The organism is Pseudomonas sp. GW821-FHT09C08 (assembly GCF_059418125.1).
The window spans coordinates 34,967-52,412 of the sequence record NZ_JBWKPG010000018.1; the positions used below are offsets into that span (position 1 = coordinate 34,967).

Here is a 17,446-nt window from a genome sequence, read left to right on the forward strand (position 1 = left end):
CCTTGAATTGAAATCCAGTCCACTGTGGGAGCGGGCTTGCTCGCGAAAGCGGTTTGTCAGTGAAGAATGTTTCATCTGACACTCCGCTTTCGCCAGCAAGCCCGCTCCCACCGTTTGATCTCATTTCAGCCGGAGACCGGTGTCAGACCAATGTCTCGTCAATCACCAACACCAATTTCCCGGAAATCTGGTTGCTCGCCAAGGCTTCAAACGCTGCCTCGGCATCCTTGATCGGGAACGTCTTGGCCAATTGCGGGCTCAAGCGACCTTCAGTGAACAGCGGCCACACGTGCTGGCTCAAATCACTGAACAGGTCCGCCTTGAACTGATCACTGCGGCTGCGCAGGGTCGAGCCCAACAACTGCACACGCTTGCCCAGCACCTGGGCCAGGTCCAGTTGCGCCTCGCGGCCACCCATCAGGCCGATCAGCACCCAGCGACCGTCCAGGGCCAGCAGCTTGAGGTCCAGCGCGGCGTAGCTGCCGCCGACCGGATCGAGGATGACATCGAACGGCCCGAAGTCCCGCAGCCCTTCGATGCCGTCGGTACGTACCACGCCGCCCTGGGCGCCCAATTCTTCGCAATACGCCAGGCGTTCCGCCGAACCGACACTGACCCAGCACGGGCTGCCAAACGCCTTGCACAGCTGGATCGCCGCCGAGCCCACGCCACTGGCACCGGCATGCAGCAAGACTTTTTCACCCGGCTTGAGGCCCGCCAGTTGGAACAGATTGAGCCACGCCGTGCTGTATACCTCAGGCAATGCGGCCGCTTCGACCAGCGACAGCCCTTCCGGCGCCGGCAGCACATGCCGTGCGTCCACCACCACTTCTTCGGCCATGCCGCCACCGGCCAGCAATGCGCAGACGCGATCGCCCACTTGCCAGGACGAGCCCGCACCGACTTCGCTGATCACCCCGGAACACTCCAGGCCCAGCACATGGCTGGCGCCGGGTGGTGGTGGATAAAGCCCGGCACGCTGTAATAAATCTGCGCGATTGAGGCCCGCAGCCGCCACGCGAATGCGAACTTGGCCTACATCGCAGGTAGGACTTGGTTCTTCCAACCACTCCACATGACCTTCAACGCCTTGCAATGCTTTCACAGTGCCTCCATAGTGAACCTGGACTGAGCCCGTAGCAGTAGCGCCGGGCTTTTTGCATTATGCGACCGGACCATATGGAACCGGCGACTTCAAAGACGGCCTAATATGCGTTATCAATTGCCCCCGCGTCGAATCAGCATGAAGCATTTGTTCCCCAGCACCGCCCTCGCTTTTTTCATTGGTCTCGGCTTCGCGTCGATGTCGACCAATACGTTCGCAGCCAACAGCTGGGACAACCTTCAGCCTGATCGCGATGAGGTGATTGCCAGCCTCAACGTCGTCGAGTTGCTCAAGCGTCATCACTACAGCAAGCCGCCGCTTGACGATGCGCGCTCGGTGATCATCTACGACAGCTACCTCAAGCTGCTGGATCCGTCGCGCAGCTACTTCCTGGCCAGCGATATCGCTGAGTTCGACAAGTGGAAGACCCAGTTCGACGACTTCCTCAAGAGCGGCGACCTGCAGCCCGGCTTCACCATCTACAAGCGTTACCTGGACCGCGTCAAAGCGCGTCTGGACTTCGCCCTGGGTGAGTTGGACAAAGGCGTCGACAAGCTCGACTTCACCCAGAAGGAAACCCTTCTGGTGGATCGCAAGGACGCGCCTTGGCTGACCAGCACCGCCGCGCTCGACGACCTGTGGCGCAAACGCGTCAAGGACGAAGTGCTGCGCCTGAAGATCGCCGGCAAAGAGCCCAAGGCGATCCAGGAGCTGTTGACCAAGCGCTACAAGAATCAGCTGGCACGTCTGGACCAGACCCGTGCCGAAGATATCTTCCAGGCCTACATCAACACCTTCGCGATGTCCTACGATCCGCACACCAATTATCTGTCGCCAGATAACGCGGAAAATTTCGATATCAATATGAGTCTGTCGCTGGAAGGCATCGGTGCCGTCCTGCAAAGCGACAATGACCAGGTCAAGATCGTGCGCCTGGTGCCGGCAGGTCCGGCGGACAAGACCAAGCAAGTGGCCCCGGCCGACAAGATCATCGGTGTGGCCCAGGCCGACAAAGAGATGGTCGATGTGGTCGGCTGGCGCCTGGACGAAGTGGTCAAGCTGATCCGTGGGCCGAAAGGCAGCGTGGTGCGCCTGGAAGTTATTCCGCACACCAATGCACCGAACGACCAGACCAGCAAGATCGTGTCCATCACCCGTGAAGCGGTGAAGCTCGAAGACCAAGCCGTGCAGAAGAAAATCCTCAACCTCAAGCAGGATGGCAAGGATTACAAGCTGGGCGTGATTGAAATCCCGGCCTTCTACCTGGACTTCAAGGCCTTCCGTGCTGGCGATCCGGACTACAAGTCCACCACGCGCGACGTTAAGAAAATCCTCACGGAACTGCAGAAAGACAAAGTCGACGGCGTGGTCATCGACCTGCGCAACAACGGCGGCGGTTCCCTGCAGGAAGCCACCGAGCTGACCAGCCTGTTTATCGACAAGGGTCCGACCGTGTTGGTACGCAACGCTGACGGCCGTGTCGACGTGCTCGAAGATGAAAACCCGGGGGCCTTCTACAAAGGGCCGATGGCGCTGCTGGTCAACCGTCTCTCGGCCTCGGCGTCGGAGATTTTCGCCGGCGCCATGCAGGACTACCACCGTGCACTGATCATCGGCGGCCAGACCTTCGGCAAAGGCACCGTGCAGACCATTCAGCCGCTGAACCATGGCGAACTGAAACTGACCCTGGCCAAGTTCTACCGGGTTTCCGGGCAGAGCACCCAGCATCAGGGCGTACTGCCGGACATTGATTTCCCGTCGATCATCGACACCAAGGAAATCGGCGAAAGCGCCCTGCCGGAAGCCATGCCGTGGGACACCATCCGTCCTGCGATCAAGCCGGCGTCCGATCCGTTCAAGCCGTTCCTGGCACAGCTCAAGGCTGACCACGACACCCGCTCCGCCAAGGATGCCGAGTTCGTGTTCATCCGCGACAAGCTGGCCCTGGCCAAGAAGCTGATGGAAGAAAAAACTGTCAGCCTCAACGAAGTGGATCGTCGCAAGCAGCACACCGACATCGAAAACCAGCAACTGGTACTGGAAAACATCCGCCGCAAGGCCAAGGGTGAAGATCCACTCAAGGAGCTGAAAAAAGAAGATGAAGATGCGCTGCCGGCCGAAGCCGAGAAAACCAAGCCGGAAGACGACGCTTACCTGGCCGAGACAGGCCGGATCCTGCTGGACTACCTGAAGATCACCAAGCAGGTAGCCAAGCAGTAAATGATGGCGATTTAATGTGATCGCTCCTTGGAGTGTCATCATATAGACATCATTCTGTCGTGAAATGAAGGACCGCAGGCGTCATGCCTGCGGTCCTTTTTTTTCGATCGAGATCGCCATGACCATGACCGAACAGCTGAATGCATTGGGCTCTATCCTGGCTCAAGGCAGTTTGCACAGCCTGTTCCAACCGATCATCTGCCTGTCTGAACGGCGCATTCTCGGCTACGAAGCCCTCAGTCGTGGCCCCTCTAACAGCCCCCTGCACTCCCCTGTCGCTCTGTTTTCGGTGGCCAGCCACGCGGGACGCCTCAGTGAACTGGAAATCGCTTGCCGCGAAAGCGCGTGCCGACGCTTCAGTGAACAGAAGCTGCCGGGCAAGCTGTTTCTCAATATCTCGCCGGAATCCCTGATGGAGACCGCGCATCAACCGGGGCGCACCCTGCAACTGCTGCGCGACTTTGGCATCCCGCCAAGCCAGGTGGTGATCGAACTCACCGAGCAGACGCCCACCGACGACTTCGACCTGCTGCAGACCGCCCTGCACCATTACCGCAACATGGGTTTCGCCATCGCGCTGGATGATTTGGGCGCCGGCTATTCCAGCCTGCGGCTGTGGTCGGAGCTGCGCCCGGACTACGTAAAGATCGACCGGCACTTTATCGACGGCATTCACCAGGATGCGCTCAAGCGCGAGTTTGTCGGCTCTATCCTGCAGATCGCCAGGGCCTCCCGCGCCCAGGTGATTGCCGAGGGCATCGAGCTGGCGGAAGAGCTGGCCGTGCTGACGGAGATGGGCGTTGACCTGGTCCAGGGCTACCTGCTCTGCCGCCCGCAGGAACAGCCGCCGCAAGAGGCGCGCCTGATGCTGCCCAAGCCGGACAACGCCAACATCGCCCTCAGCGAAGAAGGCAGCGACCTCAGCGCGCTGCTTAACGAACAGCCGGCGGTGGACCAGGACACCGCCACCGCCCAGGTACTGGAGTCATTCCGCCGCCAGGCCAACCTCAACTCGCTGGCAGTGCTGGACGGGCGCGGCCACCCGGTCGGCATCGTGCATCGGCATTCGCTCTCGGATGCGCTGCTCAAGCCGTTCGCCACCGACCTGTTTGCGCGCAAACCGATCAGCCGCTTGATGAGCGATGATTTTCTGGCGGTGGAGTTGAGCCAGTCGCTGCAACAGGTCAGCCGCCTGTTGACCAGCCGCGCGCGGCAGCGCATCGAAGAAGACTTCATCATCACCCTCAACGGCGACTACCTGGGGCTGGGCCGGGTGATCGATGTGCTCAAGCTGATCACCGAGCTGAAAATCCAGCAAGCGCGCTATGCCAACCCGCTGACCCTGCTGCCAGGCAACGTGCCGATCCAGCAATGCCTCACACGGTTGTTGCAGCAGCAGCGCGAGTCGGTGATCTGCTACGTGGACATCGACAGCTTCAAGCCCTTCAACGATATCTACGGTTATGGACGTGGGGATGAGGTGTTGCTGTGCCTGGCGCAGTGCCTGAACGACCGGGTCGACCCGAGCCGCGACTTTGTCGGACACATTGGCGGGGATGATTTTTTGCTGGTGCTGGGGCCGCAGGATTGGCGCAAGCGTCTCAACCAGTTGCTGGATGATTTCCATACCCAATGCCGGCGTTTCTATCGCGCCGAGCACCTCGACGCTGGCTGCTTCGTGGCGTTGAATCGCCAGGGCGTGCGTCAGGAGTTCGCGTTGCTGTCACTGTCGATCGGCGTGGTGCACTTATATCCACAGGCCTGTGGACAACTCGATGCCAGCCAGTTGGCCGAAATGGCATCGCAAGCCAAACACCATGCCAAGGATGTTGCCGGCTACAGCATTCATGTGATCGACAGCATGGACATGCAGCCCCAGGCGCTTTAAGCCTCGGCGGATTCGGGGTACTCGTATTCAAACACCCGCACCACCTCCGAGGCGTGCCAGGAGGCCGCGGCCACCCCATCGGACGGCCCGCTGAACCGGCCCAGGCGCTCCACGCATTCAAAAAAGCCGGTACGCGGCAGGCGGCTGGCGCCCTGGCTGATCACCAGTGAGCTGCGCAACGGCTGCTCGGCCTTGGCATCCAGCGCCGCCAGGTGTTCCAGGGCAGCGGCCAGGGTTTGCATGGCCGGCGTCGGGAATTGCAGGCGCTCCAGCAGCGCGCGGTAGGTCAGCAGATGGCGCTGGCGGCGCGCCTGGTCCAGTTCGTTGAGTAACCCATCCCAGTGTTGACGGCTGATACGTAAGCTCAAGATTCATCCCTCCAACCTGCAACGCCCAATTCCCAGGCCAGGCTGCGGCGAATCGCGGCATCCGGCTGGCGTTCACCACTTTCGATCAATCCAAGATACGAGGGGCTGATACCCACGGTGCGGGCCAGGGTCTCGATGGCCAGGCCCTTGGCCTCGCGCAAGCCGCGCAGGTCTGCGAGCGGGCGCAGGTCCTGAGCGGGGGCGACGTGGGCAGTATCAGCAGGAGGCGGTGCGGGGTGTGGCTGACCGGCAGCTTTTAGCAGCGCCTGGTACTGGTCCCATGGCAAAACCGCGTATTCGGGCTCGCCATTGCGTGAAATTATCTGAATATCCATGACTGCCCCGTAGGATCACAACACTTACAGCGTAAGTTCTTTCCTTAGGAGTGTAATCCTAACAGCCACAAAGGTCGCAGGGGGATATCCGTATGATCAGTTTTTTTGCGGGTTTTCCTTGGCGAGCAAGGCAGGCGTGGCTGGCAGTCGCTCGACCACCGCGAGTTTTTCCGGACGCTGCGCGTCGCGCCAGGCGCGAAAGGCGCTCAACTCACCGTCGAGTGTCTTCATGACCCACGCCAGCACGGCGATGTCATCGAGCATGCCGAACACCGGAATAAAGTCCGGGATCGCATCGATCGGGCTGAGGAAGTACATCAACCCCGCGACTACCGAGATCAGCGCCTTGGGGCTGATCGCACGGTACTCGCCGCGCCAGTAGGCCAGGCACAGGGCCTGGAGCAACTTCAGATCATCCTTGAGCTTGCCCAGGCGATTACCCTGGCTCGAGCCCTTGGCGGCGACGGCGAACAGCAGGGTCGGCAAACGCCCACGACCGAGCAAGCGGGCGGCCATGGGCAAGAAGCGGGTGAAATTGAAGGGTGGTTTCATTCGTCACTCCAGTTCCAGGCGACATAAAAGGTTATCCACACAAATTGTGGATAACCTTGTGAACAGAGCCTATTTTTCCGGCTGAAAGCCACGCAGTACAAGGCTTACAGTCAGATCGGGCGTTTTTTGCGCACATTAAAAAAACCCAAGATTTCATTGACTTGGCGTAGATGTGCGGCTACCCGTACTCGAGTCTTATATCAGACTCCACGACCCATCATGGGTTCGATCAGATTTCTGCAGGCGCTGGCTTGCCAGCCATGAGCATCAACGATTACGCCAGCATTCTGGAGAAAATGCAGTGGCTCAGCGCTTTTCGCCGGCAAGCCGACTCCTACAGTGGAGCACGCGTTTTCCGAGGGCCAGAAACAACAACGCCCCGTCGAGACGGGGCGTTGAGTGTTCAGGTGCCGATTACTTCTTGGCGGCAGGTGCTGCAGGGGCTTCAGCCTTGGCTGGGTCCTTGATGGCCAGCAGCTCCAGGTCGAATACCAGCACCGAGTTGGCTGGAATCGCCGGGCTCGGGCTCTGGGCGCCGTAGGCCAGGTCGGACGGGATGTACAGCTCGACCTTCTCGCCTACGTGCATCAGTTGCAGGCCTTCGACCCAACCCGGGATCACGCCGCTGACCGGCAGGTCAATCGGGCTACCGCGATCCACGGAGCTGTCAAAGGTGGTGCCGTTGGTGAGCTTGCCGGTGTAGTGCACAGTCACCACGTCAGTCGGCTTAGGCTGAGGGCCGTCGGCTTTCTTGGTGATCTTGTACTGCAGACCGGAAGCGGTGGTGACTACGCCGTCTTTCTTGGCATTGTCTTCGAGGAATTTCTTGCCGGCGGCTGCCGACTCTTCGCTCATCTTGGTCATGCGTTCTTCAGCACGCTTCTGCAGTGCGGCAAACGCTTCAACCAGCTCGTCGTCTTTGAGCTTCTGCTCTTTCTTTCCGACGGCATCTTCGATGCCCTGGGCTACCGCTTTGGAATCCAGGTCATCCATGCCTTCCTGGGCAAGGCTTTTGCCCATGTTCAGGCCGATACCGTAGGAAGCTTTCTGCGCCGGGGTTTTCAGCTCTACGCTGGTCTGCGAATCACAACCCGCAAGTACCAGGCTAACCAGGGCCACCGCCGCCGCCAACCGATGCTGTTTCATGCTATTTCCTTGTTCATGCGCCAAAAGGGCATTCGAATAAAGTCGCGAGCTTATCAGGCGGCCACGACCAATGGCTACCGGCATGTGAGCAGGAAACTTCCGATAAGTTCACGTGTTTAAAAGCATTTTCATTCATTATGGGGACCCGCGAAGGATCGTGGGACCGCCTACTACCAGGCTCATGGCCACTTGCCGCACTTATGGCGTAGTGGCATAACAACGCGACAACTCGACAAGGATAGTTATCTTGCGCATTTTTTCCCGTGTTTTACTGTTGATATTCATTGTGCTGGGGCTCGCCCTGGCCGTGGTGATCTATTACACCCTCAACCCCAGGCTGCCGGAATACGTGCCCGTGGAGCAGGTGCACTACCAGGATCAATGGAGTGCCGCCGACCGCCAGACCTACTACTTCACGCCCCAGGGCACCCAGGTCAAGGGCCTGCATTACAACTGGTTCACTGCCCTGGAACTGCCGTTTTCCGAACAACGCTTCGCCACGCCGGAGTACCTGGCGCGCTTCGGCTTCCTGGTCGATCCCAAACAGGTGCCCACCGCGCAAAACCCCGGCAACCTGCCGGTGGGGTTTGCCCGGCACACCAACGCCGGCAGCAGCGTTGAATACCTGGACATCACCTGCGCCGCCTGCCACACCGGCGAGCTGCACTTCAGGGGCCAGGCCCTGCGCATCGATGGCGGCTCGGCCCAGCATGTGCTGCCGTCCAGTGTGCCCACGTTGCGCGGCGGCAGTTTCGGCCAGGCCCTCGTCGCCAGCCTCGCGGCAACGTATTACAACCCGTGGAAGTTCGAGCGCTTCGCGCGCAAGGTGCTCGGCGATCAGTACGATGCCCAGCACAGCCAACTGCGCCAGGACTTCAAGCAGTCGCTGAACCAGTTCCTGAAAGTTGCCTGGAACGACACCCACCGCGGCCTCTACCCCACCGAAGAAGGCCCGGGCCGTACCGACGCGTTTGGTCGCATCGCCAATGCCAGCTTCGGCGACGCGATTTCGCCGGACAACTATCGCGTCGCCAATGCGCCGGTGGACTACCCGCACCTGTGGGATATCTGGACCTTCGACTGGGTGCAATGGAACGGCTCGGCCCAGCAGCCGATGGCGCGCAATATCGGCGAAGCCCTCGGTGTAGGCGCCACCCTGACCTTCTTCGACAGCGCCGGCCAACCGCTCCAGGGTGACGCGCGCTACCCATCGAGCGTGCGCGTACGCGACCTCAACCTGATCGAAGAAACCCTGCAACGGCTCAAACCGCCGACCTGGCCGGAAGACCTGTTCGGCGCCATCGACAAGCCCCTCGCCGCCCAGGGCCGCGCACTGTTCGCGGAAAATTGCGCCGGTTGCCATGTGCCGACCTTCACCCAGGAAAACGGCCGCCCGGTCCAGCAACTGAAAATGCTCCCGGTGGAGTACATCGGCACCGACCCCGGCACCGCCAGCAACATTGCCGACCAGCACTATGACCTCAGCGCCCTGCAGTGGGACCCGGCGGAGCTGGCCAAGTTGAATGTCGAGCTGCACCCCACGCCGACCGAGCCACTGGACCTGAAAAAAATGTCCGTGGCCAAGGGCCTGGCCTACGTCACGGCGTTCGTTGAAGAGCACGCCTATCGCGCCGCCGGCGTCACCCCCGCCGAGCGCCCGCAGCTGGATGGCTATGGGCTGCCCATCGGCGTGCGTGAGCTGCGCGCCTACAAGGCCCGTCCGCTGGCCGGCGTGTGGGCCACCCCGCCGTTCCTGCACAACGGCTCGGTGCCGACGATCTACCAATTGCTCTCGCCCCAGGACGAGCGCAGCACCACCTTCTATAAAGGCACGTTCGACTATGACCCGCGCCACCTGGGCTTCCAGACTGCCGTGTTCAAGAACGCCTTCCTGTTCGATACAAAACTCACCGGCAACCACAACAGCGGTCACGAATTCCGTGCCGGCCAACGTGGCAACGGCGTTATCGGCCGCGGCTTGCTGCCGCAGGAACGCTGGGCGCTGCTGGAATACCTGAAAGTGCTGGGCGGCCCGCTGGAGCAACAACTGCCATGATTATCCGATCTCAATACGACCGACCTTCCCTGCTCTCCCGTCTCTGGTTGCGCCTCGGCGCGTGGCTCGGCAAGACCCTGCTGTGGCTGGTCGGCCTGGGCCTGCTCGGCTGGCTCGCCGCGACCGCCTGGTACGCCTGGCAGCACAGTGGCCCGGTCTCACCGAACGAGCAGGTCCCGCCAGGTGAAGCGGCGATGACCCAGGGCATTATCCAGACAGCAGTGCGCATCGTTGACCAGCACCGCGAAGGCACGCGCTACCTGCGCGATGCCCACGCCAAGGCGCATGGCTGTGTGAAGGCCGAAGTCAGTGTGCTGGCGGACCTGGACCCGGCCTTGCGCCAGGGCGTGTTCGCCGAGCCGGGCAAGACCTGGCAGGCGCTGATTCGGCTGTCCAACGGCAACGCCTACCCGCAGTTCGACAGCATCCGCGATGCCCGCGGCATGGCGCTGAAGTTGCTGGATGTGCCGGGCAAACAACTGCTGGCGGATCAGCAAAACCGCACAGAGCAGGACTTCGTGATGTTCAGCCACCCGAATTTCTTTGTCAGCGATGTGGCGGAATACGCGCAGAACATCGGCGCACAAGCGGATGGCAAGAAAGTCCTCGCGTTCTTCCCCAAGGTCGACCCGCGCAGTTGGCAGGTACGGCATCTGTTTATCGCCCTGGCGACCCTGGCACCCGCCCCCGCCAGCCCGACGCAGACCACTTACTTTTCGGTATCGCCCTATAAGTTCGGTGCGGCCAACGCCAAGTTCCGCGTGGCACCCGATCCGCAGGATTGCCCGGAATACGTGCTGCCCAAACAGAACCAGGACCTGCCCAACTTCCTGCGCAGCGCCTTGAGCCAACAGTTGTCCACCGACCGCGTGCCGGCGTGTTTCGTGCTGCAGATCCAGCGACAGAACCCGCAGAAATTCATGCCGATCGAAGACACCAGTATCGAATGGCAGGAGAGTGATGCGCCCTATGAGAGCGTGGCCAAGGTGCGCATCCCGGCTCAGGATTTCGATACCCCCGAGCAGAACCTGGCGTGTGACAACCAGTCGTTCAACCCCTGGTTCGGTGTGGCGGAGCATCGCCCCATCGGCGGCATCAACCGCTTGCGCAAGGCGGTGTACGAAGCGGTCAGCGATTACCGTCACAGCCGCAACAACCCGTAAAGAGTGCGTAACAACGGGCCCGGCGCCGTAAGGATTGCGTCGGGTCTATTGAGCCATTTTCGGCGCGAAACTACCGTGGATGCCTACTCCATCACGTAGGCATTTTCCATGGAAAGCTCAACCCTCGGCATGCTCGTCCTGACCATAATCGCCGTGTTCGGCACCGCCTCATTTTGCTTCGAGCACCTGGCCACGCGCCAGACGCGCAAGAAAAAAGCCAAGTAGGCGTCAGGCTCGGGTATCGGGTACCGGGTCGTTGATCACCAGTTCTTCGGGGATCTCGTCCACCCGTGGGTCGAGCACTGCAGCCATGGCCCCCATCGGATGTTCCGGCATGGCCACGTGGTGCAACGGCGCGCCTTCGACCCGATACTCGCCGGTGACCTGCTTGGGCTGTACACGCCAGATCAGCAACAGCGCGCAGGCCGAAAACAACATGTAGAACGCACCGTGGCCGTAGCTGTTCATCAGTGCGCCGCTGAGCATCGGCCCCAGGCACGCGCCAATCCCGTGGGTCGCCAGCATCATCGCGCTCAAGGGCACGCGCCGGGGCTGTTCGACGTTGTCATTGGCCAGCGCTACCGCCAGCGGGTACAGCGTGAACAGCAGCAAACCGCTGAGAAAGCCGAACACCAGCAACAAGGCATACGGCAGTTGCACCAGCCCCCACAGCGGAATCACCACCAGCCCCAGGGCCAGGGCGCAGCTACGGATCAACCGGGACCGATCAATGCGATCCGACAGCCAGCCGATCGGCCACTGCCCGCACAGCCCGGCAAAGATCGACACCGCGACGAAGGTACTGGCCTGGGCCGTGCTCAGGCCGTTGCGCGTGGCGAATACCGGAGCCAGCGCGTAAAACGCGCCGATCATCAGGCCGGTGACGAACACGGTGGTCAGCGCCTGCGGCACCCGCCGCCAGAAAAACCCCACTTCCAGCGGCGCCGCCACCAGCTTGGCCGGGTGCAGACGCTTGGTCATAGTCACCGGCAGCAGGCACGCGGCAAAGCAGATCGCCACGATTATCAACGGCTTGAAATCCAGCTCCGGGCGCCAGATCAATACGCCCTGCCCCAACATCAAGCCCAGGGACACCGCCACCATGTAGCCGGCAAACACCGCGCCGCGCTGGTTGTTTTCCGCCTGCTCGTTCAGCCAGCTTTCAATGACCATGTACTGGTTCATCATGACCAGGCCCATCACGAATCGCAGCACCAGCCAGAACGCCAACTGCTCGAACAACAGATGCAGCAGCACGATGATGGTAGCGACGCCTGCGCACGCCACATACGAGCGCACATGCCCGACGCCCGCGATCATGCGGTGGCCGAACTTGGCCCCGCAGACCATGCCACCGTAGTACGCCGCCGTCAGCGCGCCGATCCACAGCTCGTTGATGCCCTGGCTGCTCAGGCGCAGGCCGATAAAACTGAAAAACAGCCCGTTGCCGGTGAGCATCAGGATGGTCGCGCTGTACAGCGCGGGGAAGGTCAGGAAAGTCAGGTTCATGGTGGCAAGTCGAAGGTTAGAGGGCGTCGTTCATATGGCTGGCCTGGGCCAGCAACCATTGGCGAAAGCTGCGCGCAGCCGAGGGCAGGTTGCGGTGGTGCGGTTGCATCAGGTGCAGGCGACCCCGGCTGTGCATGGTTTGGGGCAAGGCCATCTGCAGGCGACCGGCAGCCAGTTCGCCCATCAGCAGACTCTTCCAGCCCAGGGCCACGCCGTGGCCCATGACCGCCGATTGCATCAACAGTTGATAGCTGTTGGTGCGCAACGCATGACGCGGGGTGTGGTAATGGGCGCCGACATCGGCGAACCAGTCGGTCCAGGTCAGCCAGTCATGGGAGTGGTCCTCGACGATCAGCAACGTATGGGCATGCAGCAACTGTTGCACGTCGCTGATCGGGCCGTGACGCTCGATATAACCGGGGCTGCACACGGCGATGACCTGCTCGCGCTCGAACACCGGCGACAGTTCCAGATCGTGGGGTGGCGGCAGCTCATCAAGGTGATAGAACAGGCCCAGGTCATACTCGCTCACATCCAGATGATCAGGGCTTTCGCTGCACAGGATGCGGATATCCAGGTCCGGGTGTTCGCGCTGGAACTCCGGCAGCAGGCCGGCGAGCCAGATCGAACTGATGGTCGGCGTGCTGGCCAGGGTCAATTGGCGATCGGCGCCGCGCCGGCGCAACTCGGCGGACTCGCGGTCAAGTTCGCGCAACAGCCGCTGGACGGTCCGAAAGTAGCGAACCCCGGCGGGCGTCAGGCTCAATCCCAGCGCCAGCCGGTAGAACAACGGGCGCGCCAGGTCTTCTTCCAGACGCTTGATCTGGCGGCTGACCGCGCTCTGGGTCAGGTTCAGTTCATGGGCAGCCTGGGTAAAACTCAAATGACGGGCCGCCGCTTCGAACGTCTGCAGGCAGTTGAGGGGCGGAAGGTCGACGTTTCGGCGTGACATAAGCGGTTCCAATGGCAGAACGGGCCCGGGTTTGGCCGGGCCCGCAGAGATCACGTGGCCAGGCATCCTGCCAGTTGCTGACTCACAGCGCGACCCTGGCCACGCGCTTGCTCCATTGCCGACGGTGTTCCAACTGGCCGTTCTCCCAGGCCGTCTGCTCCGCCTCGACGTAGAACCACTCGGCATCGGCGTGCACGCTCAGGCGGCTTTCCACCTCCACCTCCCAGGCATCGCGGCCCACCCGATAGTGCCACTGGATATCGGCACGGGTGGACAGCGGGTCCCAGGGCAAGGTGCGATATTGCTCGGTGCAGCGTTGGTCCACGGACAGGCCGTGATCGGTAAAGCGCACGGCCCCCAGGTCGTCTTCGATCTTCACGCAGACTTCGCCACTGCCCACGTCTTCGATCAAGGTGCGTTTCGGCGCGGCGGCACGCAAGACTTCCAGGGCCGCCGGCGTTGCCGATTGCGGCGCCTCGAACGGGCAGTCCACCGCTTCGCCGACGAATACCGGCAGTTGCAGGCTTTGCACACCCGGCAGCAAGGTCAGCGTGGTCAGCTCGCGACTCGGCCACAGCAACGGGAAACTTGCGGTGCTCAGGGCCAGGCGCAAGCGATAGCCGGCCGGCAAACGCATGCCGATATGATCGAGGCTCAGCTGCACGTCCATCGCTTCACCCGGAACTACCGGTGTGACGTGGGAAAAGTCTTCGCGAAGAGTGAGATTAAGTACGGCATAACTGATCTGCGTGACCTGCCCATCCGGCGCCACCGCATTCAGGCGCGCGACCAATTGCCCACAGGTCGTATCGCTGGCCAGGCGCAACGTGAGGCGCACATCGCCCAACAGCGCCAAGGGTTCGGTCAGCGGCTGGGAGTCGAAGCACAGCGAGTGGGCATCATCGCGACGCTGGTCCGTCGGCCCGTCAGGGCCAAACCAGATGGCGCAGTATTCACCCTGGTGCAAGCCGGTGGTCAACGGCGAGCACACGCTGCGGGGCGCGGCCAATGCGTGATTGCCGGGCGTGAGGCCGCGCTCGTCGAGACTGAAATCGCGCCACTGCACTTGCGGGTCCGGCCAGCCCGAGGTTTGCACCCAAATGCCGGGACGCTCGGCGTAACTGCCTTTGGGTGACAGAATATCCTGTAGGTAAAAGGTGCAGGCGGCAGTGTCCATCACGCCATTTTCGATACCTTTAAGCCAGTAATCCCACCAGCGCAGGGCTTCTTGCAGGAAGCCGATGGCCGGATTCGGCACGGCAAAATGCGGATACTTGTGAATCCACGGGCCAATCATGGCCTTCCTCGGCCCCGGCAGGTGCTCCATCAGGCGCGAGACCGTGTTGCGGTAAGCGTCGCCCCAGCCACCGACGGCGTACACCGCCGCCTTGATCTTCGAATAGTCCTCGCACACCGAGCCGTGGCGCCAATAGTCATCGCGGGTCTGATGTTTCAGCCAGGTTTCGGCGAGCAGCGGCATGCCCTCCAGGCGCTGGTGCCAGAGGGTTTTCCAGGCGTCGCCCACCAGCAGGGGATCGGGCACCGCGGCGCTGAAATTGAGCATGGTCGCGGCCCAGCCGAAGTTCTCCATCAGCAGGTTGCCGCCCTTGTAGTGGATGTCATCGGCAAAGCGGTCATCGGTGGAGCACAAGGTGATGATCGCCTTCAACGCCTCTGGCTGGCGCGCTGCGACCTGCAGGCCGTTGAAGCCGCCCCACGAGATGCCCATCATGCCGACGTTGCCGTCGCACCAGGGTTGCCGGCACAACCAGTCGATCACTTCGAGGGCGTCGTCCTGCTCCTGCAGCAGGTATTCGTCGGCCATCAGGCCTTCGGATTCGCCGTTGCCACGCATGTCCACGCGCACACACACATAACCCTGGCCCGCCATCCACGGGTGGGTCAGCGCATCGCGCACGGCAGTGCCGTCGCGCTTGCGGTACGGCAGGTATTCCAGGATCGCCGGAAAGGTCTGCAAACCGGCGACTTCCGGCAGCCAGATGCGCGCGGCCAGTTGGGTGCCGTCCTTCAAGGGGATCAGGCAATGCTCGATTTCACGGACCTTGTAGACAAACTCGGTAACGATTTCCATCGGTAGCTCCAAACGCGTTTATTGCAAACAAACGACTCCCCCGCGCCCGCCAGGGAGCGCGTGGGGAGGCACACAGTTTCAAGAGTTAGCGGGCGTATGCCGCGACGGGGTCGACGTCACGCACGTCGGGTTCGCTGACGGGATGCTGGCGTTTCACCTCGAGTAACGTGGGGTTCTTCAGCCAGAAGATCAGCGAGGTACTGGCCAGCAGCACCAGGATCATCCCCGGTAGACCGCCGAGGTTGGAGAGCATCTTCACGCCGTCGATGCCGATGAAGGCGACCATCACCCACGACACCGTGCCGATAATCACCCCCCACACAATCTTCAATGTCGGGTTGCCGTCCAGGTCGGAATCGGCCGTCACGCCTTTGCTGCACAGGTTGGCGATCACATCGGTGCTGGAGTCTGCGGCGGTAACGAAGGAGATGAACGCCACGAACAGCAGGAACGCGACCATCAAGGCGCTGGCCGGCAATTGCTGGAACATCTGGTACAGCACATGTTCCACGCCCTGCTCGTTCAGCACGCGGTTGAGGCTGCCGTCGCCCAGGGCGTCGAAGTACAGGCTGGTGCCGGAGAAGATGCAGATCCACACCGCGGTGAACAACGCCGGGTACAGCATGTTGATATGAATGAATTCGCGCACGGTGTAGCCGCGGCCGATCTTGCCGAGGAACAGCGCACTCACCGGTGCCCAGGCAAACCACACCGACCAGTAGAACACGGTCCAGCTCTGTGGCCAGGTGTCGCCGCTGGCGGCGCCGGTGAACAGGCTGCGGCTGAAGAAGGTGTCGAGGTAGATGCCCAGGGACTCGACGCCCAGGCTGAACATGTACAGGGTCGGTCCGCACAACAGCACGAACAGCCCCAGGGCCAGCATGATCCAGGTGTTGAACGACGACAGCATCACAATGCCGCGCTGCAGGCCGCTGGCGGCCGAGGCGACAAAGGTGATGACAATGATCGCGATGATGATCGCCAGGCGCAGGGGTGTGGTTTCACCGCCGATGTACTGGCTCAGGCCACCCGACAAGGTCAGCGCGCCAGTGCCCAGGGACGAAGCCATGCCGGCCACCAGGGCAAACATCGCCAGGGTGTCGATCAACCCGGCATAGCGCTTGACCCGCGCCTCGCCCAGCAGCGGCTCGAGCATGGCACCAATCGAGAAGTTGCCGCGGCGGTTGTAGAACACCAGCGCAAACACCAGCGAGGGCACCAGGTAGATGGCGTAGGGGGTGATGGTCCAGTGCAGGAACATCGTCGACATGGCAAAGCTTTTGGCCGCGCCGCTGCCTGCTTCGATGGGCAGGCTGGTGGGGGGGCCGTAGAGGTGATAGAGCGGTTCAGCGGTGGTCCAGAACAACACACCGACCGCCAGGGTGGTGCACAGCGCCACCATGAACCAGCGCCACTTGCTCAGCAGGGGCTGGGCATCTTCGCCGCCGATACGCACCCTGCCCAGCGGCGACAGGTAGACAATCGCAGTCAACACCACCATGGCGAACGAGCCGGCGCTGAACAACCAGGAGAAGTTGTTCAGGATCAGGCTGTTGAGCTGTTTGCTGACCGTCAGGAACGCATTCAGGTCAATGTAGCTGGCGATCACTGCCGCCAGCAGGATCAGGAACGTTGGCCAGAACACCAACGGACGCAGTGGATATTTCATCAAGTGCCATTCCCCTTGCAGACTATTTTTATCGCCTTGACAGGCCATTGTTAGAGAGCGGGCACCACAGCGTCCTGCTGCGGTAGCTCGCCTGGAAGTCTTCGCGTGGCTATAGATAACCGTTTAAGCGGCAGGAGGCGCAATCGACCAATGGGCATGGGGGTATTCCGCCACGTCATGGCGTACCCACCGTTCAGGATGCCCCTGCAGTGCACATGGCAAGGTGACGGGAGGTCAAATCGCAGGCAAAAAAAAGCCCGCTCAATGAGCGGGCTTCTTGTGGCGACCTGGCGTTCAGTGTTCCAGGTTGCCGAATATGGCGCAGCGGACGGGACTCGAACCCGCGACCCCCGGCGTGACAGGCCGGTATTCTAACCGACTGAACTACCGC

Annotated in this window: 13 protein-coding genes; 4 read left to right on the top strand and 9 right to left on the bottom strand. The window is 61.6% G+C overall.

The window, feature by feature from the left end:
• Positions 1-142 precede the first annotated feature (142 nt).
• Positions 143-1,105, bottom strand: a complete 963-nt coding sequence (locus tag AC07OJ_RS30350) for a zinc-binding dehydrogenase (RefSeq protein ID WP_065901353.1) — start codon at positions 1,103-1,105, stop codon at positions 143-145.
• A 138-nt stretch (positions 1,106-1,243) separates the two neighbouring features.
• Here AC07OJ_RS30350 and AC07OJ_RS30355 point away from each other — a divergent pair, with 138 nt between their 5' ends.
• On the top strand, positions 1,244-3,325 hold the full coding sequence (locus tag AC07OJ_RS30355) for a carboxy terminal-processing peptidase (protein ID WP_226939950.1): 2,082 nt from the start codon (positions 1,244-1,246) through the stop codon (positions 3,323-3,325).
• Positions 3,326-3,443: 118 nt separating this feature from the next.
• Entirely contained in the window at positions 3,444-5,213 is a 1,770-nt protein-coding gene (locus AC07OJ_RS30360) for a bifunctional diguanylate cyclase/phosphodiesterase (RefSeq protein WP_065901923.1), read from the top strand.
• On the opposite strand, the gene AC07OJ_RS30365 is transcribed toward AC07OJ_RS30360, so the two are convergent.
• From AC07OJ_RS30365 to bamJ, 4 genes are all read right to left on the bottom strand, one after another.
• A complete protein-coding gene (locus tag AC07OJ_RS30365; RefSeq protein WP_005786715.1) occupies positions 5,210-5,581 on the bottom strand; it encodes a hypothetical protein in 372 nt (123 codons plus the stop codon). The genes AC07OJ_RS30360 and AC07OJ_RS30365 overlap by 4 nt on opposite strands.
• Complete coding sequence (locus AC07OJ_RS30370; protein ID WP_495095773.1) at positions 5,578-5,916, bottom strand: helix-turn-helix domain-containing protein; 339 nt, start codon at positions 5,914-5,916, stop codon at positions 5,578-5,580. Before AC07OJ_RS30370 ends, AC07OJ_RS30365 begins: the two co-directional genes overlap by 4 nt.
• Positions 5,917-6,012: 96 nt before the next feature.
• Positions 6,013-6,468 carry a YkvA family protein gene (locus AC07OJ_RS30375; protein ID WP_065901361.1) on the bottom strand — a complete coding sequence of 152 codons (456 nt, stop codon included), beginning with the start codon at positions 6,466-6,468 and terminating at the stop codon, positions 6,013-6,015.
• 414 nt (positions 6,469-6,882) lie between these two features.
• A complete protein-coding gene (bamJ, locus tag AC07OJ_RS30380) occupies positions 6,883-7,614 on the bottom strand; it encodes a BamJ family beta-barrel-assembly machinery protein (RefSeq protein ID WP_012723274.1) in 732 nt (243 codons plus the stop codon).
• Between the two features lie 247 nt (positions 7,615-7,861).
• Here bamJ and AC07OJ_RS30385 point away from each other — a divergent pair, with 247 nt between their 5' ends.
• Together AC07OJ_RS30385 and AC07OJ_RS30390 are read left to right on the top strand one after the other, a co-directional pair.
• Entirely contained in the window at positions 7,862-9,670 is a 1,809-nt protein-coding gene (locus AC07OJ_RS30385; RefSeq protein WP_495095774.1) for a di-heme-cytochrome C peroxidase, read from the top strand.
• Positions 9,667-10,833, top strand: coding sequence for a catalase family protein (locus AC07OJ_RS30390; RefSeq protein ID WP_106804654.1), 1,167 nt, complete (start codon positions 9,667-9,669; stop codon positions 10,831-10,833). The genes AC07OJ_RS30385 and AC07OJ_RS30390 overlap by 4 nt, the downstream gene beginning before the upstream one ends.
• Positions 10,834-11,061: 228 nt before the next feature.
• Here AC07OJ_RS30390 and AC07OJ_RS30395 read toward each other — a convergent pair whose 3' ends face one another.
• The 4 genes from AC07OJ_RS30395 to AC07OJ_RS30410 form a co-directional block, all read right to left on the bottom strand.
• Positions 11,062-12,342 (bottom strand): MFS transporter, encoded by a 1,281-nt coding sequence (locus AC07OJ_RS30395; RefSeq protein ID WP_495095775.1) that lies wholly within the window; start codon positions 12,340-12,342, stop codon positions 11,062-11,064.
• A 16-nt stretch (positions 12,343-12,358) separates the two neighbouring features.
• Positions 12,359-13,294, bottom strand: a complete 936-nt coding sequence (locus AC07OJ_RS30400) for a LysR substrate-binding domain-containing protein (RefSeq protein ID WP_262133817.1) — start codon at positions 13,292-13,294, stop codon at positions 12,359-12,361.
• A gap of 82 nt (positions 13,295-13,376) precedes the next feature.
• The gene (locus AC07OJ_RS30405) at positions 13,377-15,386 is read right to left on the bottom strand and encodes a CocE/NonD family hydrolase (protein ID WP_495095776.1); all 2,010 of its coding nucleotides are present in this window, start codon (positions 15,384-15,386) and stop codon (positions 13,377-13,379) included.
• Positions 15,387-15,471: 85 nt separating this feature from the next.
• Positions 15,472-17,055: a BCCT family transporter gene (locus AC07OJ_RS30410; RefSeq protein ID WP_495095777.1), complete on the bottom strand. Its 1,584-nt coding sequence runs from the start codon at positions 17,053-17,055 to the stop codon at positions 15,472-15,474.
• Positions 17,056-17,446 lie beyond the last annotated feature (391 nt).